The organism is Pseudoalteromonas sp. KJ63-1, from assembly GCF_055808145.1.
In genome coordinates this window covers 2,674,973-2,698,355 of sequence record NZ_CM147855.1, presented here as the reverse complement: position 1 = coordinate 2,698,355, position 23,383 = coordinate 2,674,973, and the positions used below count along the sequence as shown (strand labels likewise).

General features: G+C 39.1%; 20 protein-coding genes and 1 pseudogene. 8 read left to right on the top strand and 13 right to left on the bottom strand.

The window, feature by feature from the left end; genetic code table 11:
• The first annotated feature begins 18 nt into the window (after positions 1-18).
• The 4 genes from AC0L7Q_RS12930 to AC0L7Q_RS12915 all read left to right on the top strand — a co-directional run bounded on the left by AC0L7Q_RS12930 (position 19) and on the right by AC0L7Q_RS12915 (position 4,465).
• Positions 19-1,395 carry a Na+/H+ antiporter NhaC family protein gene (locus AC0L7Q_RS12930; protein WP_413400751.1) on the top strand — a complete coding sequence of 459 codons (1,377 nt, stop codon included), beginning with the start codon at positions 19-21 and terminating at the stop codon, positions 1,393-1,395.
• Positions 1,396-1,566: 171 nt separating this feature from the next.
• On the top strand, positions 1,567-2,352 hold the full coding sequence (locus AC0L7Q_RS12925; protein WP_409423849.1) for a sce7726 family protein: 786 nt from the start codon (positions 1,567-1,569) through the stop codon (positions 2,350-2,352).
• Between the two features lie 134 nt (positions 2,353-2,486).
• Positions 2,487-3,419, top strand: coding sequence for a sce7725 family protein (locus tag AC0L7Q_RS12920; protein WP_409423848.1), 933 nt, complete (start codon positions 2,487-2,489; stop codon positions 3,417-3,419).
• 17 nt (positions 3,420-3,436) lie between these two features.
• A complete protein-coding gene (locus AC0L7Q_RS12915) occupies positions 3,437-4,465 on the top strand; it encodes an RES family NAD+ phosphorylase (protein WP_409423847.1) in 1,029 nt (342 codons plus the stop codon).
• A 92-nt stretch (positions 4,466-4,557) separates the two neighbouring features.
• Here AC0L7Q_RS12915 and AC0L7Q_RS12910 read toward each other — a convergent pair whose 3' ends face one another.
• The 3 genes from AC0L7Q_RS12910 to AC0L7Q_RS12900 are packed head-to-tail and all read right to left on the bottom strand — an operon-like array spanning position 4,558 to position 6,393.
• Positions 4,558-5,169, bottom strand: a complete 612-nt coding sequence (locus tag AC0L7Q_RS12910) for a hypothetical protein (RefSeq protein WP_413400749.1) — start codon at positions 5,167-5,169, stop codon at positions 4,558-4,560.
• Positions 5,156-5,746: a sigma-70 family RNA polymerase sigma factor gene (locus tag AC0L7Q_RS12905; RefSeq protein WP_413400748.1), complete on the bottom strand. Its 591-nt coding sequence runs from the start codon at positions 5,744-5,746 to the stop codon at positions 5,156-5,158. Before AC0L7Q_RS12905 ends, AC0L7Q_RS12910 begins: the two co-directional genes overlap by 14 nt.
• A gap of 14 nt (positions 5,747-5,760) precedes the next feature.
• On the bottom strand, positions 5,761-6,393 hold the full coding sequence (locus AC0L7Q_RS12900; protein WP_413400747.1) for an energy transducer TonB: 633 nt from the start codon (positions 6,391-6,393) through the stop codon (positions 5,761-5,763).
• A 318-nt stretch (positions 6,394-6,711) separates the two neighbouring features.
• On the opposite strand from AC0L7Q_RS12900, the gene AC0L7Q_RS12895 reads away from it, so the two are divergent.
• Positions 6,712-7,566: a hypothetical protein gene (locus AC0L7Q_RS12895; RefSeq protein ID WP_409423843.1), complete on the top strand. Its 855-nt coding sequence runs from the start codon at positions 6,712-6,714 to the stop codon at positions 7,564-7,566.
• 84 nt (positions 7,567-7,650) lie between these two features.
• Here the strand turns inward: AC0L7Q_RS12895 and AC0L7Q_RS12890 are convergent, their stop codons facing one another.
• A complete protein-coding gene (locus AC0L7Q_RS12890) occupies positions 7,651-8,979 on the bottom strand; it encodes an MFS transporter (RefSeq protein ID WP_409423842.1) in 1,329 nt (442 codons plus the stop codon).
• Between the two features lie 610 nt (positions 8,980-9,589).
• Here AC0L7Q_RS12890 and AC0L7Q_RS12885 point away from each other — a divergent pair.
• Positions 9,590-10,300, top strand: a complete 711-nt coding sequence (locus tag AC0L7Q_RS12885) for a VC0807 family protein (protein ID WP_409423841.1) — start codon at positions 9,590-9,592, stop codon at positions 10,298-10,300.
• 62 nt (positions 10,301-10,362) lie between these two features.
• On the opposite strand, the pseudogene AC0L7Q_RS12880 reads toward AC0L7Q_RS12885, so the two are convergent.
• The 5 genes and pseudogenes from AC0L7Q_RS12880 to AC0L7Q_RS12860 form a co-directional block, all read right to left on the bottom strand.
• A pseudogene (locus AC0L7Q_RS12880) lies at positions 10,363-10,816 on the bottom strand (cytochrome C).
• A 253-nt stretch (positions 10,817-11,069) separates the two neighbouring features.
• Positions 11,070-11,594 carry a DNA starvation/stationary phase protection protein Dps gene (dps, locus tag AC0L7Q_RS12875; RefSeq protein ID WP_409423840.1) on the bottom strand — a complete coding sequence of 175 codons (525 nt, stop codon included), beginning with the start codon at positions 11,592-11,594 and terminating at the stop codon, positions 11,070-11,072.
• A 307-nt stretch (positions 11,595-11,901) separates the two neighbouring features.
• Positions 11,902-12,270 (bottom strand): DUF2237 family protein, encoded by a 369-nt coding sequence (locus AC0L7Q_RS12870; protein ID WP_409423839.1) that lies wholly within the window; start codon positions 12,268-12,270, stop codon positions 11,902-11,904.
• Positions 12,271-12,426: 156 nt separating this feature from the next.
• Entirely contained in the window at positions 12,427-12,846 is a 420-nt protein-coding gene (locus AC0L7Q_RS12865) for a CBS domain-containing protein (RefSeq protein ID WP_409423838.1), read from the bottom strand.
• Positions 12,847-13,019: 173 nt separating this feature from the next.
• Positions 13,020-13,799: a DUF2189 domain-containing protein gene (locus AC0L7Q_RS12860; RefSeq protein WP_008111401.1), complete on the bottom strand. Its 780-nt coding sequence runs from the start codon at positions 13,797-13,799 to the stop codon at positions 13,020-13,022.
• A gap of 232 nt (positions 13,800-14,031) precedes the next feature.
• Between AC0L7Q_RS12860 and AC0L7Q_RS12855 the strand changes: the two genes are divergently transcribed.
• Positions 14,032-15,912, top strand: coding sequence for an MFS transporter (locus AC0L7Q_RS12855; RefSeq protein WP_418157309.1), 1,881 nt, complete (start codon positions 14,032-14,034; stop codon positions 15,910-15,912).
• Positions 15,913-15,973: 61 nt separating this feature from the next.
• On the opposite strand, the gene katG is transcribed toward AC0L7Q_RS12855, so the two are convergent.
• Positions 15,974-18,241 carry a catalase/peroxidase HPI gene (gene katG, locus AC0L7Q_RS12850; protein WP_409423835.1) on the bottom strand — a complete coding sequence of 756 codons (2,268 nt, stop codon included), beginning with the start codon at positions 18,239-18,241 and terminating at the stop codon, positions 15,974-15,976.
• A 302-nt stretch (positions 18,242-18,543) separates the two neighbouring features.
• Positions 18,544-19,884: an L-cystine transporter gene (locus AC0L7Q_RS12845; RefSeq protein WP_409423834.1), complete on the bottom strand. Its 1,341-nt coding sequence runs from the start codon at positions 19,882-19,884 to the stop codon at positions 18,544-18,546.
• Between the two features lie 282 nt (positions 19,885-20,166).
• On the opposite strand from AC0L7Q_RS12845, the gene AC0L7Q_RS12840 reads away from it, so the two are divergent.
• Positions 20,167-20,694, top strand: a complete 528-nt coding sequence (locus tag AC0L7Q_RS12840; RefSeq protein WP_409423833.1) for a hypothetical protein — start codon at positions 20,167-20,169, stop codon at positions 20,692-20,694.
• Between the two features lie 65 nt (positions 20,695-20,759).
• On the opposite strand, the gene AC0L7Q_RS12835 is transcribed toward AC0L7Q_RS12840, so the two are convergent.
• The gene (locus AC0L7Q_RS12835; protein WP_409423832.1) at positions 20,760-21,947 is read right to left on the bottom strand and encodes a GGDEF domain-containing protein; all 1,188 of its coding nucleotides are present in this window, start codon (positions 21,945-21,947) and stop codon (positions 20,760-20,762) included.
• A gap of 255 nt (positions 21,948-22,202) precedes the next feature.
• Positions 22,203-23,345, bottom strand: a complete 1,143-nt coding sequence (locus tag AC0L7Q_RS12830) for an alkene reductase (RefSeq protein WP_409423831.1) — start codon at positions 23,343-23,345, stop codon at positions 22,203-22,205.
• Positions 23,346-23,383: the final 38 nt, after the last annotated feature.

Below are 23,383 nucleotides of genomic sequence, written 5' to 3'. Positions count from 1 at the left end.
AATTAAAAAGGTTTAGCTATGTCTTGGTATTCTATTTTGCCACCGCTGATTGCCATTATTATTGTGTTTTGGCGCAAAGAAGTCATTATGGCACTGCTTGTTGCGGTAATTTCATCGGAATTTTTACTCGCATTACAAGGTGAAGGAAATAGCGTATTTACTACGTTTTTAAATAGCATTGAGCGCATAGTCGCTGTAGCAAGTTCCCCCGGTAATACCCGTATACTCATCTTTAGTATTTTAATAGGCGCCTTACTTGCCTATATTCGTGAGTCTGGCGGCGTCGCTGCTACCGTTAATTTGCTGATGAACAAAGGCGTTGCGAAAAGTAAGCGCCAAGTGGGCTTTTTAACTATGTTTACCGGCGTTGCGGTATTTATAGAGTCAAACTTAAGTGTGCTTACCTCGGGTATTTTATCTCGCGGCCTGTTCGACAAATTTAAAATGAGCCGCGCGCGTTTAGCCTACATAATCGATAGCACCAGCGCCCCTGTGTGTATTTTAATTTTATTAAATGGCTGGGGTGCATTTGTACTGGGCTTGTTAGGTAATTACGAATTAGGCGAGTCGGCGGTATCGGTATTGTGGGGCAGCGTAGGCTATAACTTTTACGCCATAATCACCCTGGTTATTGTTTTTTATACCATTGCGTTCGATAAAGTACATGGCCCAATGAAAGTAGCCGAGCAAAAGTTAGAGCTACAAAAGACCGAACTAAAAGAAGAAGTAAAAGGCTCTAAAGCACGCTTTATGCTAGTGCCACTGCTAACGCTAATTGTTAGCATGGTCGGCTTTATGTTTTACACCGGTAACGGGGTACTTGCCGAGGGTAGTGGCTCAAAATCGGTATTGTATGCCACGGTACTGGCTATTGTTGTGGCCTATTGTTTAATGATTGGTTCGCGCCAATTTACCCACCACCAATTAGTCGATACCGGCTTTAAAGGCATGGGTGAACTACTCCCGCTGGTAAGCATTGTATTGCTTTCGCTCACCTTAGGAGCAAGCTTAAAAGAGTTAGGAACAGGCGTGTTTGTGGCATCTTTGGTGGGCGATTACTTACCAATATATTTAATAGTGCCAGTACTGTTTTTAACAGGTGCGGTTATGTCGTTTACTACAGGCACCTCGTGGGGCACATTTGCCATACTTATCCCCATTGGCGTACCGCTTATTCAAGCGCTTGGTTTACCGCCATCGCTGGTGGTGGGCGCTATTTTAGGTGGCGGGATATTTGGCGATCATTGCTCGCCTATATCCGACACCAGCGCCGTATCGGCCATTGCATCAGGCTGTGACTTACTCACCCACGTTAAAACCCAGTTACCCTATGCATTAGTGGGCGGTGGCCTAACGTTTGTAGCGTACTTAGTAACGAGCTTAATTGTGTTATAATGACTTAGTACAAAATACTAAAACGCCTGCTTAATTGCAGGCTTTTTTGTTTAGTAATTCAAGCACTTATTTATGAATTTTACTTACACAATTACGCCATTTATTAAATAAGATTCAAAAAAAGTCACTATCTACTGTAAAATATATCGAATTAACTTTATATTGGTTTTTATGAAATCAGAAAACGACCCATCAAAAATTTTAAACCCTGATAAAAAATTCGGGCCACTTTTGGCACGTGTTTTTTCGTCTTCAGTTTTTAATGAATTAGCCAATACAGGCTTTTCGCCAACGCTTAACTCTATTATTAAAGAGTTAGATATTAAAGTTGAGCATTATGAGAACTTAGGCGAGTTATTTGAATGTACATATAGTAAGTTATCGAAAGTTTATAGGAATGAATATCTTTATAAGAATTCAATAGCTAATAAAATTTTACTTGGTAAATATTCATTGAATACGGCATCTATGTTATCTGAATTTCGTGTCGCTAAAAGCAAAGCGGATGCTATAATTTTGAATGGAACATCCCATATCTATGAAATTAAAACTGAGCTTGATTCTTTGGAGCGATTAGACCAGCAACTGTTGGATTATCAAAGTTTCTCAGAGTTTGTTAGTGTGGTGACAGATAAAAAGCACATACCTAAATTATTAGATAAAATCCCATCAAATGTAGGCTTAATCGAACTTACTTCGAGAGATACTTTTAGAACAGTTAAAAAGCCGCTATCTAACCTCGACAAGCTTTGTAAAAATGTGCAGTTTGATGCACTGAGACAAAGTGAATACGTTAGGATAGTAAATTTACATCATGGTTTTGTACCTGATGTACCTAATACATTATTATATAAAGAGTGTAAAAAGCTATTTAAAGATATACCTATTCGAGTAGCTCATAAATATATATTGGGTGAGTTAAAAAATAGAAACCTATCAACGCAAAAAAAGAGCTAGTTATTCGTGCTCCAAAATCTTTAAAGGTTACAGCACTCTGTAGTAGGTTATCTATTAAGCAAATAAATAATTTGTCTTTGGCATTGTCTCGGGGCATACTTTAATGAATAAGGTAATAAATATAAGGAAAGTCAATGTATTACCCTTATCTTCGTGGAAAGCAAAATGAATTGATTCTCCTAAGGGAGAATGCAGAATTAATATCCGCATCACAGATTTCACCGATAATTGAGCCTGTTAAGGGAAATCTAAATCCTTTGATTAAATCACTTAAAGTTTTAATTTCAGAACGATGTAAGTTCTCAGTGATAATTAATCCTATATATGGTGAATTTTCTTTTGATAATACAGGGTTAATTGATTGCTTAAATGAAGAGGGAATTCTCGAGTACGAAAATTTAAGTATTGCTTTGATATGTGATGAAGATACAGAGGTTATTACTGTAGAAGGTTATTTAAATAACTTCCCTGATAATAATATTGAACTAATTCACTATGGTTTTACCGAAGGTAAGGAGCTGTCAAAAGCTTTATTAGGCTTTAATAAAGAGTTCACACATATATTCATAGAAAAGTTTGCGCAAAGGCGATATCGCAGAATTTTTACCAATGATAAAAGAATTTTAATTAAAGATGGATTTAATAGGCAAAAGTCTAATAAAGATTACCCAGCTAAAGAGCATTTTTCTGAACTTCATATTATGTATAAAGAAGAAAATATGGATGGTTTTGGGGATTTTTTAATTAATGGTGATGAATATTCCGAGTCAGGTGGGCCAGCGTATGCTGTAGCTATACATTTAACGTATCTTGATGAGAGTGATGAAGATGATATGTTTATTAAACATTATCTTTCTGAGAGTAATAGCTCTCCTGCAGACCCCGGAGGTAAATTTCTTGAAGCACTCAATAAGCTTGTTAATGATAACGATCCAAAAATATTCTCTTCTCAAGCTCATCAAGAGTTTCACAAGTTAGCAGCTAGACAGCATTATCCAGGGTTGGGATATGTTAAAAAGCTGTCAATGCAGCACCACCTAGAATTAATAGCTGATTTTTTAAAGTAACCAAGGGATAGGTTCACATGGAATATTGCGGAAACTGTTTAAACTCAGATTTTATTAGCGAAGATATAGCCGTTAAATCTAAGAAAAATGGCGATTGCTCGATCTGTGGGAGTAAAAATGTTGCATTAATTGAAGTTGAGCATTTACATAACCTATTTAATTCATTAATTGAACTGTATAAACTACATGAAAAAGGTGAGTCACTGATTTCATTATTAAAAAAGGATTGGTTATTATTTGATACTGTACCAGATGAAAGGGTAATTGTACTTTTACGCGGTATAAAGTATGGAGATGAAAATTTAAGATTAAATTATATCCCAGCTGCTGAACAAACGGAGTTATTTGATTGGGTATCCTTTAAAGAAGAACTTAAACATGTGAATCGCTTCTTTCCTACTACTTTTCCGCAACATGACGCATTAGCTTCTTTAATTAGCTACCTTTCAGCTGAAGTGCCTATTGAGGGTTCAAAGTATTATAGAGCTAGAATACAAAAGACATCTAAAGAGTTATTCCCTGCAAATGAAATGGGAGCACCACCGAAAACACTTGCAAGTAATGGAAGAGCAAACCCTTTTGGTATTTCTTATTTATATGTTGCTTCGACGGAGAATACTGCTGTTTCAGAGGTGAGACCACATAATAATGAATTTATTACTATTGCAACATTTAAAGCTAAAGAAGAGCTCAAACTGGTTGATTTAAGAGCTCCTAGAAAAACAATAGTGCCATTTAGGTATTCTGAAGCTAGCTTAAAAAATATCTATCAAGGTTTAAATCTGCTTGAGATGTTAGGCGAAGAGCTTACTAAACCAGTTTCACAGTCGAAAGCGCAACTCGAGTACTTATCTAGTCAATATTTGTGCGAATTTATAAAATCTCAGGGTTATGATGGTGTTATTTATGAAAGCGCACTAGGTGATGGAGATAATTATGCTATTTTTGACGAGGCTAAGCTTGAGTGTTTCAATATAAGCCAAGTTCAAATTAACTCAGTAAAAATATCTCATATCAAGGTTGTTAACGATGACTTGCAGCAATAATTTATTGTATGCAAGAATGATTATGTTCTTGGTAAATTATTTAAATATAAATTGCAGTAGTTTCTTTTTTAAATATACTAAACAAAACCAGCCTAAGCCCCACACTGCTTAACCCCATCTCCCGCATGTTTAAGCGCCACAATCTGCCCTTTGCCGTTATGTGCCATAGCGAGTATATCACCCGTATTTATATTACTTTCAACTGCATGCTTCCCTTTTAAATCACTGAGCAGTGACTGCTTAATTTGTACCAGTACCTCGTCATTGCAGCTGGCTATGTACCAGTCGTTGTCGACCTTTACGAGCGTGCCGTATTCTATGTGGTGTTGTTGATGGCGGCGTAAGTCGTTTGCTAGTTGGGTGTCGAGCGCGCGTTTTTGTTGCGTTATGGTACTTGCGTAGTTACCTGTTTGATCTATTTCATGCGTTGTTATAAACGAGTAGTCGTGTATGTCTATGGTGTTTAATACGGTTTTAGGGGCTGTATTTATCACGTTGTTACTGTCGAGCACTATAAAGGCTAGTAAGCACAGTGCACAGGTAAGGCTTGTGAGTTGCAGGGCAAAACCAAGCTTTTTAGGTTGTTTTTGGATTACGGAGTGTTTTAACGCCTGTTGTTGAGCATGCGAAAGAGTGGTACGTGCTTTTCGCTCGTTATAATGTTGTGTGAGCTTTTCATTAAACTGCTCATCAGGCTTGTTCATTATAATCTCCTAATAATTGTTTTAGGTTTTGTTTGGCGTAGCGTAGCCTTGTTTTTATGGTTTGGGCGTTGCTTTGCGTTATAAGCTCTATGTCGGTAAGGCTAAAGCCTTCTTGTTGTAAGGTGATGGCTTCGCGCTGCACAAAGCTAAGTTGCTTGAGCGCAGTGTTAAATGCTTCGTAACTTATGTGTGTGTCGCCTATGTGTGAGTCACTACTTGTTAATTCACTTTGATTGTCATTTTGCGCAGGCAGTTGGCTGTTTTCGTCAAACTCGACAAAGTGTTGCTGTTTGCGGTATTCGTCTACTAATGTGTTACGTGCGAGTCGAAATAACCAGGCTTTAGGCGTGGTTTGCGCTTGGTAAAGGTGGCGTTTTTCGATTACCTTTAGCCATGTTTGTTGGCTTACGTCATATGCTAAATGTGTATTAGATTGCGTTACCAGATAATGGTACAAATCGTTACTGTATAAGGCAATAAGTTGCTCTAAGTGGCGGTTGTCGCCACTTTTTGCATACCGCGCCATGCAGTCTTTGCTTGGTGCTTCAAATAACCATGACTTAATACTCAATAGCATAGGCGCTTATTTCCTTACTGCGAACTGTCTAATTTAAAATCAAGCTGTACGGTTTGACCCGTTTGTAATTGTGCCACACCTTCAATTACTTTTGGACGATATTTCCAGCGTTTAATAGCGCGAAGTGCTTCGCGATCAAATATGCGTTTTGGTTCGGCATTTACTACTGTGGCATCAATTACTTCACCTGTGGGTGAAATATTAAAGCTAAGTTGCACCCAGCCTTCTATACCATCACGTGCTGCGCTAGTTGGGTATTTAGGATTTATGCGCACAATGGGTGAAGCATCTCCCGTAGGGCGGGTAAGTGTTTGCTTCATATCGTCACCAAATCCGTCAATTATTATGGGTGGTGCTGTGCTTATTGCTGTTATTGGCTCATTACTAGGTGCTACACGTGGTGGTGCTTTAGGTGGCACTTTAGGTGTGGGTGGTGGCGGTATTCTTTTAATATGCGTGGTTTGTTTATCTTCTGGTGCTTGAAAAATCTCAACAGTAATATCATCACCCGATTTTATAGGTGCTCTTTGTTCGCCACTAATTAAGTATTGCATAAAGGCAAATGCGATAAAGGTCATCGCAGCACCGCCAATAACAGCTGTTGATGTTTTGAACATGGGGTTTTTAGGGAATTCAAGTGTGTGCATAAGCCGCTCCAAATTAATTTATTATGTTGTTTCAGAGCTATAACGGCTGGCAAATAGAAAAGGGGTCAAATAGTTTTAAAATTTAATTAAAAATACAGGGGTAGTATTTAACCTATATAAAAGGTTTCTTGATTTTTTTATTTTGGGTTGGCTAAAAAGAATGTAGTTATTTTGAAGTTTGACTGTTATTTTCTATTTTATTTGCCTTAGGTAGATGAAATTGAGAGCTTTAAGTTGCTTCCCTGCTGTTGTTAGATTTTGCTTCTCAGTAGTAGCGGTGGCAACATTCAGGCATGCTCATTAAAAAGGATTTTATAAATGAAAAAAGTAATATTCGTTTTTTTATTATTTGTTAGTGCGTGTTCATATTTCGAAAGTGAAACAGAGCAAGCTAATCGTTTATCCAAAACATACCAAGTAGACATTAAAACAGATGACCCGAAGGAATCTTACCCAGAAGAGTTTTCAAACAAAGATGCTACTTTAAACAATGTAAATATAACTAGAACCACTTTAAAAGATGCTTCTGATACTCTAGATGGTATTGAGTCTGCCTTAAGTGTATATCCAAAAGGGTTTGTTTCTGAAGTGATTGATGTTGTATATATTTCTAGCTCTATAAAAATTGAAGGTGCGGCAGCTGGGGGGACTTATGGGTCTAAATGGATAGCTCTATCTAATATTACACAATGGAATGGAACAGAAGCCAACTATAAGAACGCATTTCGCGGATTCCATCATGAGCTTAGTTCACTTATTTTTAATCATTCACCTTCAATATTGGTAACGTGGCAAAGTTTATTAAGTGAAGATTGGGAACCTGCTGTATCAAATTATGAAGCGCTTACAAAAGATGAATTAGCGCCAGATTATAATTCGGGCTTTTTATCTGATTATGGCAAAACTTCAATGGGGAACGACTTTAATATTTATGCTGAATTTGCCTTTGCTGAACCTGAAAAACTGCGAGAACTTGCCGCAGCCTATCCAATAATAGCTAAAAAGCTAAGTTTGTTTATTACCGCGTATACGCAGTTTTCGGCTAAATATCAGCAAGACTTTGAAGATTATTTTGCGAGAACAGGTTTAAGTGATGTTGCTGTACAGCCTGAGAATTTTGAAATGACTATCCATTTAGATTTAAGTGATATTAAGCCACAGATAAGCCAGTAATGTATTAAGTAGTAAAAATAACAAAAAAGAGGGGAGGCTCCCCTTTTTTGTTATCATTTTTATTACTATTTTAAATAGTAAGTATTAACTCTTCATATTCTTCTCGTTTTCTAGGTCTTTAAACAGCTCCCCTTGGGGATGCTCAAAAAATTCATCATCATCTTCATCTACTACCAACATTTGATCTTGCGCGGTGGTTTCTTCAATGCGCGGATCCATCGTAGCGGCCAGTGGCGAGTTTGTAACATCGGATGTACCGACCACATAATCACTGGGTTCTGGCTGTTCAACTTTTTGTTTAGAGTTAATAAAGGTTAGTAGTAAGTACATAGCCACGGTTAATAGCGAAATTGACGCATACAATGCTTGGTGACCAAAGTAGGTCATCAGCTGTGCGTTAACTGTTGAGCCTATTGCTGCACCGGCGCCAAAAGCGACTAATAATGCAGATGATACGCCTACGCGCTCTTCGTCCTCAACCCTCGAATTAGCTAGCGCAGAACAAAGCGGATATAAAGTAAACGCAAATAAACCAAAGATAAAAGTGAGTATGTAAGCTGTTAGTTGTGAAGTAGGCAATAAAAACAATGCCAAACTTACAACACCGATAGCTGCTGCATTAGTTCGAATTAATACGCTACGACGAACGCGATCAGAGAGCATCCCCATTGGCCACTGGGCTAGCAAACCAGCAAAAATAGTAACCGACATAAAAATAGCAATTTCTGCGGCACCAAAGCCAGATAGCTTAGCAAATATAGGCGCTAGGCCATAAAAACTACCATTGATAATGCCTGCAAAGTGCACTGCAGTAAGCGACTGTGGCACTTTTTTAGCGTAATCAAACAGACTCATTTTTATCGGTTTTAACGGTTTTGGGTGAATTCTGCGAGTGATAGAAATTGGAATAATACCGATAGCCAACGCCATGCATACTAAAAATAGCGGTGCATACCCTAGCTCAGGAAATTGTGCGAGCGCTAGTTGGCCTAAAATCATCCCTAAGTAAGAGGTGATCATATAAAAAGAGAAGACTCGCCCGCGAGATTCAGGCGCTGATTGTTCGTTTAGCCAGCTTTCTAGCACCATGTAATTACACATCATCCCTAAGCCAACAAAAAGCCTAAGGCCTAACCATATATATAGATTGTCGCTTACTCCGTGTGCGGCCACACAGGCAGTAACCGCCGCAGTACTTGCTGCAAAGGTTCTGATGTGACCCACCGATTTAATTAAATGATAGCCAAGTTTTGAACCCAGTAATAAGCCAAGGTAATAACACGAGGTCATTAAGCCTATCCAAAATGTGGATGTGCCTTGTTTACCTAAATACAGGGCTAAATAGGTTGTAAGTAAGCCGGTACCAATAATTAAAAATAAATTGGCAAAATATAGTGATGGAAATGATTTCATTTAAATGCAAATTATTGAGCTAAGACAACTAGATACTAGAGCAAGCATGAAGGTTTTCCAAGCTGTAAAAAATGTGTTCTGTAATAATGATCACGTAACGTAAGAATATAGAGTGTCCGATAAATTATTTATTAATAAAAATAGTATTTGATAAGGTAGCGACCTAAAAAATCGGGCGGTTGAGTGCAATGCTAGAATAGCGAGTGTATTGCAGGTATTATGCTTAAAGATAATTTTCAGCATTACTTACTCTTTAGAGAGGAAGTTAGGGTCTGTTGACCTTTTAAGGTTAAATTTGCAGCAGTCTGTTTGGTATTTAGGCAAGGCAGCGCCTATGTGGTGTGGTATTCCCCATAAATAGGCGATAACGCAGCATCAATGCCAAACAGGCGCTGCCCGAAGGGTTCTGCCTAGGGGCAATTTACTCTTTGTTGCCTACATGGATGTAGGTAAGGGGCGTGAGCAGGATGCGGAAGCTTTGCTCGGTTTTTACTTAGCCCACTAGGTTACAAACTTCGCGCCGCGATTAAACCGCCCCTAGTTTGAACAAATTTTAATCCGCAAAGGTCAACAGACCCTTATGGCAGTAGTAATATTTTTGGAATTAAAAATGACCAGTGATAATCAAGCTATAAATAAGCGTAAAAAGAATAATCCGCTTATCGAAATCGTATTTAATATCATCATACCTTCAGTCATTTTAATGAAATTTTCAGGGCCTGAATATTTAGGCAGCGTGGTTGGCTTAATTGTGGCGCTTATATTCCCTATTAGTTACGGTATTTATGATTTTATAAAAGCGGGCTCATTAAATTTTATTTCACTTTTGGGCTTTTTAAGTACTTTGCTTACCGGTGGTATTGCGCTGTTTGAGCTTAATGTTGAGTGGTTAGCAATAAAAGAAGCGGCTATACCAGCAATCATTGGTTTTACCGTGCTGATGTCGGGCTTTTTTGGTAAACCCTTGCTAGCCAAACTTTTATTAAACTCACTTTTATTTAAGTTAGACACTATTTACGATGCCCTTGATGAGCGCGGCAATACGCAAAGTTTTAAACAAAAAATTACTAACGCTAATTACTTATTAGCACTCACCTTTGTGTTTTCATCAACTATGAATTACCTCTTAGCTAAATGGATTGTTACTAGCCCAGCAGGTAGCGTGGAATTTAACGAGCAGCTTGGCGAAATGACCTTATTAAGCTACCCCGTTATTGCCATTCCTTCTATGTTGATGCTTATTGGTATTTTTATATATGTGATTAAGGTACTGACCAAGCTAACCGGTATGAAATTTGAAGACATGGTTAATGCCGAGTAATATTTTGTTTTAACAATCAAAAAAGCCGTTTTTTAAAAACGGCTTTTTTGTGTTTTTAAATATCATTTGTATCGAGAATAATGGTGATAATTAGTTTCGTGATATGGAATGAGCTTATAGTTTGGTTGTAAAAAAGTGACTAAGTCGGTGAGTTCAGATACGGTCATGGTATCGTTAAATACCGTCATTTTTGAGCTGCCATCTTCATTTCTGGCGTCGGGTCTATAAGTCCTAGAAAACCGATGTGAGGGATTGATCACTGACGTGACCAGCTCAGCATAGGTAATTATTTTGGTTTTATTACCTCCTAGCTTAATAGAAATATCGTCATGTTTTGTTACGCTGCTATCTTCAACGCCTGGAAGGGTGTGACATGCCAAGCATTTATATTTTAAAAAACACGGTTTTGCCTTGTTCTGCATTCCCCTCTGGCAAGCTAAAACCTCGTTGAGAATCAACGCCTTTATCACAGCCTGTGAGTGCAATTAAACACACGATTAGTAGAGTGTATTTCATTATAGTTCCTGTATTCTCAAGTTAATTTTATGTATTACCAACGCAAACTTATTTGCGTTAACAAATACTTTTTTTAAGAAATAACCTAATTTGAGTGTAGTCAAAGAGTGGCGACTAGCCTAAATGTTGTACATAAATGCTTAAGGGGAATAACCAAAAAGTCGAATGATAATTAATGATGAGATGAAACATCGCAAACATTAAAAAGCCCAGCAATTTGCTGGGCTTGTTAAAGTAGCGTTTACCTAAAATACTAACTGTTCAATTGGCCCGTAGATGACTCTATGTGGGCGCGAACAAACCATTGATATTGCTCAAGCTCTGCAAGTTGTGCAATGATCATATCTTCAGATACCGGATCAAGCTCAGCAAGTGACTCTATAGCTTTACGGTGATCACCGTTAACGCCGTTATACACTTTGTCTAAGGCGGCTAGGTGTTCAGTTACTAAACCTTTGCCGATAGCGTAATCTTCCCACGAACGACGATCGACAATTGATTTTGGTGTACCAACAGGCACGCCGCCTAAAGTGGCAATACGTTCTGCTATAGTGTCTGTCATTTCACGTACGGTTTCAACTTGTGGGTCTAGCATTTCATGTACGCCAATAAAGTTTGGACCTACTACATTCCAATGAATATGCTTTAAAGTTAGTTGTAAATCAATTAGCGCTACCATGCGATCTTCTAGAACAGATATTGCTTTACTTGCTGATTCATTTTCTACACCGGGAGCGGTAAATTCAGCTACTTTGTTTGCATTATTACTGTTACTCATTATGCCTCCTACTATTTCAAAATAGTGTTCGCTTAACTCAAGTGAGTGTTTTAATTGCGATAACGAACACGTCTGTTCTAATAGAAGCAATGAGCATGCCGGTAAAGTTTTTATTGTAAGCTACTGAAATTTATTGATTTATTTTTGTTTAATAAAGCTTCAAGGAGTATTTAGCTTAAAGGGTATGAAAAACATGCACTTTTTTTGTAAATTCTGCAAAAAATACATTTAAAAATGGAGTACTTTAAAGGCTATTTTTGCCTAAGGTATTTAGGCAAAAAGAAAAGTAGAGTTCAGGGTTTAATCGCTATAGCGTTTTTTGAAATTGATGTGCTTTTAATACTTCAAGCGGAATAATGTCGAGCGCTTTTTGATTTGTCGCTTCAAGTACCACAGGAGGAGCAACGCACGCAGCAATGGCATGATACCAACGAATCGCACATAAGCACCACTTATCGCCAGCTTTTAAACCAGCAAAATCATACAAAGGGTTAGGGCTAATTAAATCGTTACCTTGCGCCTTGGAAAACTGTAAAAATTCGTCGGTCATAATGGCGCATACACTATGATTGCCAAAGTCTGAATCTGGTACATAGCAAAACCCCTCACGCGTATAGCCACCGTTGCCACAGCAAAGTTGTAAGCGAGTTCCTAGTACATTTAATTGATTAGCCATATGAAAACTTACCTTGTAATAACCATTAAAAGCAGGGTGTTTACCATAACAGGCTGTTAGTGACTTAGCTATCTATGCTGTTAATTTTATATATCTTTTAAGCGAATAAAAACTGCATTTGGCAGAGCTAAATACAGTTTTTATTAAATCAGGGATTTACGAGAGCAGTGCTGCAGCTAAACGTACAAAATCAGAAGACGTTAAAATACCTACTAGCTGACCTTGTTCGCTAACAACGGGCATGCAACCGTGGCGATTATCTACAAAAAACTTAACGACATCTGATAGCGGTTGCTCTGGGGTTACACTAATAAAATCACTCACCATAATATCTTCTACTTTTGTGAGTTTTTCTTTGCGTTGTAATGCATTAGCACCAAACGTTGCCATGATCCCCATGACTTTGGCGACCATTATCTTTTGTGTGAGCATACCGACAAATGCGCCTTCTTCGTCAATAACAGGAATATGACGAACGTTTTTTTCTTTCATTAAATTGTGTGCGTCATGCAAAGTGCTTTTTACGTTTACCGAAAATGGGTTAGCTGTCATTAAGTCTGTAACGTTTTGACTCATGTTTATTCCTTTATATTATCTGCAGTGTATCAGCTTATATTAGCGCTATTTTTAAGCTTTGCACCTTATTCAGATCAAGGTTTTTGCGGATTTAACAAACAGAGGGATAGGAGGAAGCACTTAATTAAATGCCCAAAAGCATTTAATTAAGTGCTTAAAACTACTGGTAAGTGTTATTCATAGCCACGTGGTGTTTTAGTTTTGATAACTGCGATGTATCCATGCCAACTAGCGTAACTAAGTAGCGGCATAATAATAATGAATCCAGCGGCACCTGCAGCAAAGCCCAGCGCTACCAGTACGAATATACAAATTGACCACACAACCATGGCTGCAAAGTTTTCTTTAACTGCATGGATTGAAGAAACGACTGCGGTCATTATATCAACGCGTCTTTCCATCATAATTTGCGGGGTAAATGCTGAGATTGAAAACACACTGACCAACAAAATTCCGCCGATAATACTGCCTATAGTTAAAAACGCAGAAAGTTCTTCAAAGGTGGGGTTTACATGGTTTGGGTATAATGCATGCACAATTGCAGCTAGGCGCATCCAAATAATCATAATCACCATGAGTAATACCGCAAAACCCCATTCACCTACGGGGTTACGAAACATTGATTTTAATGAATGGCTTAATGTAGGTTTATGGCCTTTTTCAAGTTCCCAGGCTACATCGTATAGGCCAACGGCGAATACCGGACCGATTAAAGCAAAAGCAACGGTTGCAGGTAAAATAGCTAAGTGGCTGTCGGTAAGTACAACAGAGTAAACAATCGCTACCGGAATAAGCGTGAAGATTAAACCGTAAATTAAACTTAACATGGGCGCGCGCGCCATATCTTTAAACGCTAACGAAAGCCAGTGAAAAGCGGCAAATGTATTTACTTTGTTGCACTCTAAACAACGTGCGAATTTAGTGTCTTTGTCTATTGTGTTTGTAGTTGGCATAAAGATGCTCCTTTTTTAGTCACCTTTTAGGTTTAGAACATAGATGTTTTATTTACAACTCATAAACACTCATACGCAAGATTTAGTCGCTTTGTTCATTTGTTAGTCATTTTTGTTGGGTTAGCTATTTCGTTTATTTAAATATATGTTTGAGCATGTACTTAAAAAGTGGGTTCGTATTTCTTTTCCACAGTGGTAATCTAAGCCCTGAAGCTAATTTTAAGAGACCGTAATGAAGGAAAATAAACAACAATTTCAAGGAGCTTTACTGGGTAGTAAACGGTTTTTACCTCTGTTTGTGACGCAGTTTTTCTCTGCTTTAAATGACAATGTTTATAAGCAATCAATCCTGCTTATTTTAATTTTTCAGGCTGCAACGGTAGCTGATGGTGCCTTTTATTCTAATCTGGCGGCAGGATTATTTATTTTACCGTTTTTTCTATTTTCAGGCATGGCTGGGCAAATTGCAGAAAAGTTGGAAAAATCAAAACTGATCAGCATCGTAAAGTTTTGCGAAATTCCTATTATGCTGGTGGGCGTAGTATCGATTTTAACCGAGCAGGTTTGGTTAATGTTAGGTACGGTATTTTTAATGGGTTTACAAAGCACTTTTTTTGGACCGCTTAAGTACTCTATTTTACCGCAGCATGTGGCCCCAAATGAGCTAACTAAAGCGAATGGACTGGTGGAGTCGGGCACTTTTGTAGCAATTTTATTGGGCACCGTATTTGGCACCTATTATATAACCCAAACAGCGGGCCCTATTTATATCAGTATCGCAATAGTAAGCCTTGCGGTTATTGGCTTTTTAAGCAGTCGATTTATTCCTAAAAGTGCAGCCAATGATGCTAACTTAAAAGTATCGATTAACCCTATTACTTCAACCAAAAGTGTTTTTAATGCGCTTAACGCACAAACCGAGTCGGTGGGTAAGTCAGTATTAGGGATCAGCTGGTTTTGGCTTATTGGTGCGGTGATACTAACGGCGCTCCCTAATTACGTAAAACATGTAATGGGAGGCGATGAGTTGGTGGTGACGGCTGCTTTAGTGGTGTTTTCGTTGAGTATTGCATTAGGATCTTTATTGTGTGAAAAGCTATCACGCTCACGTATTGAGTTAGGTATTGTGCCTTTTGGTGCACTGTTAATTACCTTATTTTTATATTTACTAAGCCAAGAGCCTGGTATTGAATTTTATCGCCAAGTTAGTGAGTTGCAGCTTACTCTTGAGCAAGTAATTAATACTGGCGATATGCTCTGGCATTTTGTTTGGATGGCAGGTATTGGTATTGCCTCGGGGTTTTATACCGTGCCTTTGTATGCACTCATTCAGCAGCGTACTCACCCCGATAGCCGTTCTCGAGTGATTGCAGCTAATAATGTATTAAACGCACTGTTTATGGTCGGCAGCGCTGTTTTAAGTATTGTAACTTTAACGCTATTACACTGGGATATTTCACAATTACTGTTGTTATTAGCAGGGCTCAATTTACTAATATCGCTTTACATATATACCAAAGTACCGGAGTTTTTCTTACGTTTTATTATCTATATTTTAGCGATTTGCATGTATCGCGTGCGCACTAAAGGCGAGTCTAACATTCCCGATGAAGGGGCTGCGGTAGTGGTAAGTAATCATGTTAGCTTTGTTGATTGGATGTTTATTTTAGCGGCGTCACCTAGGCCTATTCGGTTTGTTGTATTTGCTCCTATTTACTATTCACCGGCACTTAATTGGTTATTTAAAATGGCCAAAGCCATTCCAATCGATAGTCAAAAATCAAATCCTAAGGCGTTTAATAAAGCTTTTGATGACATTGCGCAAGCACTGAAACGTGGTGAGCTGGTGGGGATTTTTCCTGAAGGCAAGCTCAGCGGTGATGGCGAGGTTGATGTATTTCGCCGTGGCATTGAAAAAATAATTCAGCGCACGCCTGTGCCTGTTATCCCTGTTCATTTAGATGGATTATGGGGCAGTATGTTTAGTCGAAAAACTAAATGGCGACTACCTAGACCCAAATGGTCGTTGGTAAGCGTAGCGATTGGTGAGCCAGTTGCACCTGAAAGTGTGAGTGCCGATGACTTACGTGATCGAGTATTTGCTTTAAAGTAGCTTTATAATAAAAAAGCGCTGCAATTAATTGCAGCGCTGTGGTTGTATTACTTAATGGTTATTAACGGTCTAAATTCATTACTTTAGTCCATGCCGCAACAAAGTCTTCTACAAACTTTTGTTTTGATGTATCAAAGGCATACACCTCAGCAACTGCACGTAGTTCTGAATTTGAACCAAAAATCAGATCAACCGAAGTAGCAGTGTACTTTTGCTCACCCGACTGACGATCAAAGCCTTGATAAATGCCTGCATCTGACGATTTTTTCCATACCGTCGACATATCTAATAAGTTAACGAAGAAATCGTTATTTAGGGTACCAGGCTTGTCAGTAAATACGCCGTAGTCAGTGCCTTTATAGTTTGCATCAAGTGAACGTAAGCCACCGACTAATACAGTCATTTCAGGAACTGTTAGGTCAAGCTGATCCGCTTTATCAATCAGCATTTCAGTTGGTGATTTATAGCTTTTCTCTGCATCAAAATAGTTTCTAAAACCATCGGCAGGCAACTCTAATAAGCTAAATGCATTAACGTCAGTTTGTGCTTGTGTAGCATCACCACGACCAGCATTAAACGGCACGTCTACTGAGTAGCCTGCATCTTTGGCTGCTTTTTCAATCGCTGCATTACCACCAAGCACAATTAAATCAGCAAGCGATACCTGGCTTTTACTAAATAAGCTGTCGTTAAAGTCAGCTTGAATCGCTTTTAATACTTTAAGTACTTTTGCGGTTTCTGCTGGATTATTTACTGCCCAATCCTTTTGTGGTGCTAGCGCAATACGTGCGCCGTTGGCACCGCCGCGCATATCTGAATCACGGTAACTGGCAGCCGATGCCCATGCCACACGTACTAACTCAGGTACACTTAGGTTCGAGTCTAAAATAGCAGCTTTCAGCACTTTTACTGCATCAGCATCAATGTTTGATTTAGTCTCTGCTGAAATAGGGTCTTGCCAAATTAAGTCTTCTTTTGGTACTTCTTTACCTAAAAAGTTACGTGGTGGCCCCATATCTCGGTGAGTTAATTTGTACCATGCTTTAGCAAATGCAAGTTGATACTCTTTTGGGTCATTTAAAAAGCGTTCAGCAATTTTGCGATATTCAGGATCAAATTTTAACGCTAAATCGGCCGTAGTCATTACCGGTGGGTTAAATTTACCTTTAACGTGCGCATCAGGTACTGACTTATGTAATGATTCATCTGTTGGGATCCACTGAATAGCGCCAGCAGGGCTGCGAGTTTGTTTCCACTCAAAGTTAAGTAGATTGCTTAAGTATAATGATGACCAGCGAGTAGGTGCTTGTGTCCATGCGCCTTCTAAACCACTAGATACGGTATCTTCAGAGTGACCTTTACCACATTTGTTTTTCCAGCCTAAACCTTGCTCTTCAATATCTGCTGCAGCAGGCTCTGCACCCACACAGTCTTTAGGTTTGTGCGCACCATGCATTTTACCAAAGGTGTGACCACCGGCGATAAGTGCCAGGGTTTCTTCATCGTTCATCGCCATGCGAGAAAACGCAACGCGAATGTTCTTAGCTGAACCAATAGGATCAGGTACTCCTTTAGGCCCTTCTGGGTTTACATAAATTAAACCCATGTGAGTTGCACCCAATGGGCGTTCTAGTTTGCCGCTGGCATCTTCACGGTCGCTGGCAAGCATTTCTACTTCAGGACCCCAGTAAACCATGTCAGGTTCCCAATCGTCAGTACGACCACCAGCAAAACCATAGGTTTCAAATCCCATATTTTCTAGGGCAACGTTACCCGCTAATACGATTAAGTCTGACCATGAAAGGGCTTCACCGTATTTTTGTTTGATTGGCCAAAGTAAACGGCGCGCTTTATCCAAGCTTACGTTATCTGGCCAGCTATTAAGCGGCTCAAAACGTTGTTGACCACCGCCAGCACCGCCACGTCCATCAAGCGTACGATAGGTACCTGCACTGTGCCAGGTCATACGAATAAAAAATGGACCATAGTTACCAAAATCTGCCGGCCACCAGTCTTGAGATTGGGTTAGCAGAGCGTCGATATCACTTTTTACAGTGTCTAAATCTAGGCTGTTAAATGCCTCTGCATAATTAAAGTCACTACCGTAAGGGTTTGAGCGTAGATCATGATCGCGAAGAGGAGATAGGTTAAGTTGATCTGGCCACCAAAATTGATTGGTTCTGGTTGCGCCCACTTTTGCTTCACCCATGCCTACAGCACCTTGTGGCTTAGACATTTGTGGTTTTTCTTGGCTAAAAGCAGAGCCAGACATAAGTGCCACACTTATAAATCCAACAAGCGCTTTTTTTGTAAATGATCGGTTTTTCATTGTCAGCTTCCTTAAAGTTAACGAATCTCGTTATATACAAAGCGTATTAAAAATAGGGTCTACTCATTTAAAAACAGTAGGTTGATACTTCATTCAAGCTGTTAAACAAGCCTGAATGACTGAGCGATGGGAATAGTATAGTAAAGGGGCTAAAAACTGTGTGCGAAATAAAGCGATTAGTGCAATCTATAAAAATGATTTATTGAAGTTAATTGATTAAATAAACGAATCACTAAAGAGCTTTGAAAGCGGCGGACATAAAAAAGCCCAGCGTAGGCTGGGCTATTAAATTAAAGTCAGTGTTATTGAGTTTTCATTAATTTACTGGTGATCACACCTGAGGTCATAGCACCCGATACATTGAGTGCAGTGCGCGCCATGTCTATTAATGGCTCAATAGAAATAAGCAAAGCCACTACCTCTATAGGTAATCCCATAGTCGGTAATACAACTAACGCTGCGAAGGTAGCACCGCCGCCAACACCTGCAATACCAAACGAGCTAATAACCACAATACCAATTAGCGGTAAAATAAACTCAAATGTGAGTGGGTCAATTCCCACGCTTGGCGCAACCATCATTGCAAGCATGGCAGGGTAGATACCAGCACAGCCGTTTTGACCTATAGTGGCACCAAAAGAAGCCGATAAATTAGCGATTGCAGGTGGCACTTTTAACTGGTTAATTTGCACGTCAACATTCATAGGAATCGATGCCGCTGAGCTACGTGAGCTAAAGGCAAAGGTGAGCACAGGCCAAATTTTTTCAAAGTAATGTTTTGGATTAACGCCGACTAAACTAAGCAGTAAACCATGCACAACAAACATCAATAAAATAGCCACGTAAGAAGCCACAATAAAGGCGAGTAAATTTAAAATATCGTTACTACTAGAGTTTGCCACAACACTTGCCATTAAGCCTGCAACACCATAAGGCGTTAGTGCAATTACCATGCGAACTAAGCTCATTACTGTTGCTTGTAGGGCGTTTACACCGTTACGAATTGGGCTAGCTAATTCTGTTTTTTCAAGCATTACTTTACGTGCAGCTATACCAACAAGTACACCAAATATAACCGTGGCAATGATAGAGGTTGAACGTTGATTACTTAGATCCGCAAAGGGATTTTCAGGAATAAAGCTCAGTAGCATTTGCGGCACACTTAAGTCGGCTACATTCGCGGCTTTGCTTTGTAGGGTGTCCATTCTAGCGGCTTCACGAGTACCCGAAACAAGCCCTTCTATGCTCAAGTCAAATCCATACGTTACCGCAATACCAATTAACGCTGCAATTGCAGTAGTAAACAGTAAAACAGAGATACTAATAAAGGAGATTTTCCCCAGTGAGCCTTGGTTCTCAAGCTTAACCACTGCGGCAATCATAAAGACCAATACCAATGGCATAATGATCATTTTTAGCAAACCGACATAGCCTTTACCTACTATGCTTACCCAGCTGAGTATTTCTTTAATGGTTTCTGGTGAGTTGGCAAATAAAAACTGTAAGGCTAAACCAAAGGCACTACCAAGCACTAAACCAAATAAAACGGTACGAGATAAAGAGCTGCTTTTTTGCGAAACAAGATAAATAGCAAACAGCAAACCGACAAATAATGCCAACATTAATAATACAGCAAGCGACATGGTACCCTCTTTTATAGCTGTGAATTAGCGCGGCACTTTAACGCTTTGTAAGGTGTTAACAAAATACGCTTTCGCTATGGGATAGAATTAAAATGAATATAGTAATAATATTAAAGTATAACGAATAAACATTTTATCGAACAAACCTATTCATATGCTTGTATTTTATTTAATTTATGGGAGTTACTATGGATCGTAAGTCTGGTTTAAAGCGTAAGTCTTGTACCAATTATTTAGTTAACGTGTTCACTTTAGTTTTATTTAAAAATAGGGAGTAAAGGTATGTTAAAGGCAATAATGGCGGTGGTGATGGTTTTAGTGGTTAGCGGGTGCTCAACTCAGTATCCAAATCAAGCACTACTTGGTAAGCAATTTCCCACTGTTAGTGGAGAAAGCTTAGAGCAACAGTCATTCACCATTCCTGATGACTTTAACAGCCCAAATACATTGCTATTAATAGGTTACAAGCAAGACAGTCAGTTTGATATTGATCGTTGGCTTATTGGTTTAGATATGAGTGCAGTTGATGTGACTGCCTATGAGTTACCAACCATTCAGGGTATGGTTCCTCGCATGTTTAGTACCTTAATTGATAATGGTATGCGCAAAGGGATCCCAAAAGAGTTGTGGGGTGGGGTGATCACAATTTACGAAGATGGCGATAAAGTTCAAGCATTTACTGGCAACGAAAACCCTAATAACAGCCGTGTGATACTGCTTGATGAGAGTGGTAAAATTATTTACTTTTACGACCGTGGTTTTTCTGTATCAGCATTAAATAATTTAAAAGCGGTTTTGGAAAAGCAATAAACTACAGGTTAAATTAGCCGCTTTTGGGCACGCCATTATTAAGTTAGCGTGCCACGTTAAAAGTATTACTCGCTTACGTTATTTCTGCCTTTCTTTTTAGCTCTATAAAGGGCTAAATCGGCATTTTTTAATGCCTCATCAAAGCTTTGTTTTGCCGCTCTTTGCGCTACACCAATAGAAACCGTCACGTTTACCGTTTTGTGGTCACTTGGCTGTTTACCTTTGCGAGATTTTTTATCGGTGCGTTTTGGGTTTCTGATCACCATGTCGTAGGTGGCAATATTTTCACGCAGTGTTTCTAGTTCAGGGATTGATTGCTCAGCTGTTTTGCGTGGAAACACCACTGTAAACTCTTCTCCGCCATAGCGGTAAATCTTGCCACCCCCTTTAACGCCAGCCATTTTAGCCGCCACTAGCTTTAACACTTGGTCGCCAATATCGTGGCCATAGGTATCGTTGAATTTTTTAAAGTGGTCAATGTCGAGCATAGCAACGGTGTATTTTCGACCTAATGATAAAGCAAGCTGATTAAGTGCTCGCCGCGTTGGTAAGCTGGTTAAATCGTCTCTATAGGCTAAATAATAAGAGTCTGTACTTACTGCCAATAAATACAAAGAAGCCATAAGCACGGCTATTACAGACCAAGGAAAATCAATAATGTGTTGCTGATTAAGGCACCACACAATAAAAGTAATTAATAAGGCGGTTTGAGTCAGGTTATGGGCTCTTAAGCTTTGCCAAATAAGCAAGCCGCCAATTATTGAAAGCGGTAAAACAATGGGTAAATAAGGAAGCAGCTGAATATAAAAAGAAGATTGTATTGTTAGTTCTTGCAAGTGTTGGCTCAGTGCTAACCAAGCAAATGCAGCACCGCCACAGACAATAACGAGTAAACTGCGAGTTACTGTGTGTATTGATAAGAGCGCTCTATCTTTTATAACTGCCAATAGCATTAATAAACTTGTAGCGCATAATAAGGTCCAGTCAGGTTGCGCTTTGAGCCAGTCAGACCAGGGTAAAGCGTAGTCTAATGAAGATAAATAAAGTACCCAAAATGCGCAAAGTAGTGCAACTCGACTTCGATTAAACTGAGTAGCAAATACAGCAGTAATAATCAGTAATGGATAAACAAGATTATTAATAAGGGAGAGCTTACTTTGCCATTGAGCTTGAAACTGAATTAATAATAAAAATAAGCCACATAGACCTAAAAGGCTCAAAGAAGTTGATTTAACTCCTGCTAATTTTAACAACCTATGCTCCAAAGACCGATGTCTAAAAATAAAGGCTTATTGTATTCATATTGAGAAATATTACTACTTTAATGCTTGTTAATTATTTAAAAACAATACTTTAAAACTAATTTAAATGACTTTTATCGACATTTTTTAACCAAATGTATGATATTTTCGATAAGGTAAAAACAGTGATAAGACTTATTTGGGAGGTTTAGATAGAGTGGATTATCGCGCTTTTAGCAATTTTAGAGGCCATCCATGGCCATTTTGCTAATCGTTTTTGTAGCGAGGATAATCACTGTAGCCTTGCTCAGTGCCACCATAAATAGTAGTAGCATCGGCTTCATTTAATGGCCAATTATGTTTAATACGCGCTGGTAAATCAGGATTGGCAATAAAAGGGCGACCAAAAGCAAATAAATCTCCATAACCTTTAGCTAGCATTGCCACAGATTTATCAACTGTGTATTTACCTGCGTAAATAATACGTCCAGAAAATTCTGCGCGTGCCACTTGATAAAATTGCTCCGGCAAATCAGGAGCATTGTCCCAATCGGCTTCAGCAATTGAAAGATAGGCAATACCCGCTTGCTCAAGTACTTTAATGGCTTCTATATAAGTATGTTGAGGGTCTGATTCTACTAATCCTAAATAAACACGGGTTTCATCAGTACTGCTAAATAGTGGCGCAAATCTAACTCCTAAACGCTCAGCGCCAACTACGTCACTAACCGCAGCAACAATCTCTTTTAAAAAGCGTAAGCGATTAGTCAGTGAACCACCGTATTCATCTTCACGTTGGTTACTATGCTCAGAAATAAATTGGTTTACTAAGTAGCCATTAGCACAATGCAGCTCCACACCATCAAATCCAGCCTCTAGCGCATTACGGGCAGCTTGTGCATACATGCCAACAAGCTCTTTTACTTCATTTGTTGTTAAAGCTTGTGGTTCACTTGGATCGGCTAAAGCGCCCTGAGCTGGCCCTGTTTCTATAAACACTTTCACACTATCAGCTGCTATTGCTGAGGGAGCAACAGGTTTGGCTTCATTTGGTTGTAGGCTAGTATGCGATACACGGCCTACATGCCACAGCTGGGCAAAAATAACTCCCCCTTCTGCATGCACGGCATTAGTCACTTTTTTCCAGCCAACGATTTGTTCAGCAGAGTGAATACCGGGTGTCCAAGCGTATCCTTGTCCTCTGGGTTCAATTTGAGTGCCCTCGGTAACCATAAAGCCAGCACTTGCACGTTGTGCGTAGTAAGTTGCCATTACTTCGTTGGGGATATTGCCAGGTACTGTACTGCGTGAGCGGGTAAGTGGCGGCATAACAATACGATTTTTCAGGGTATATGGCCCTAAACTAATGGATGAAAATAAACTGTCGATATTTTTACTCGGTTGACTCATTTTAATACCTTTTAAATTAACTATGCTGCTTAGCGCTA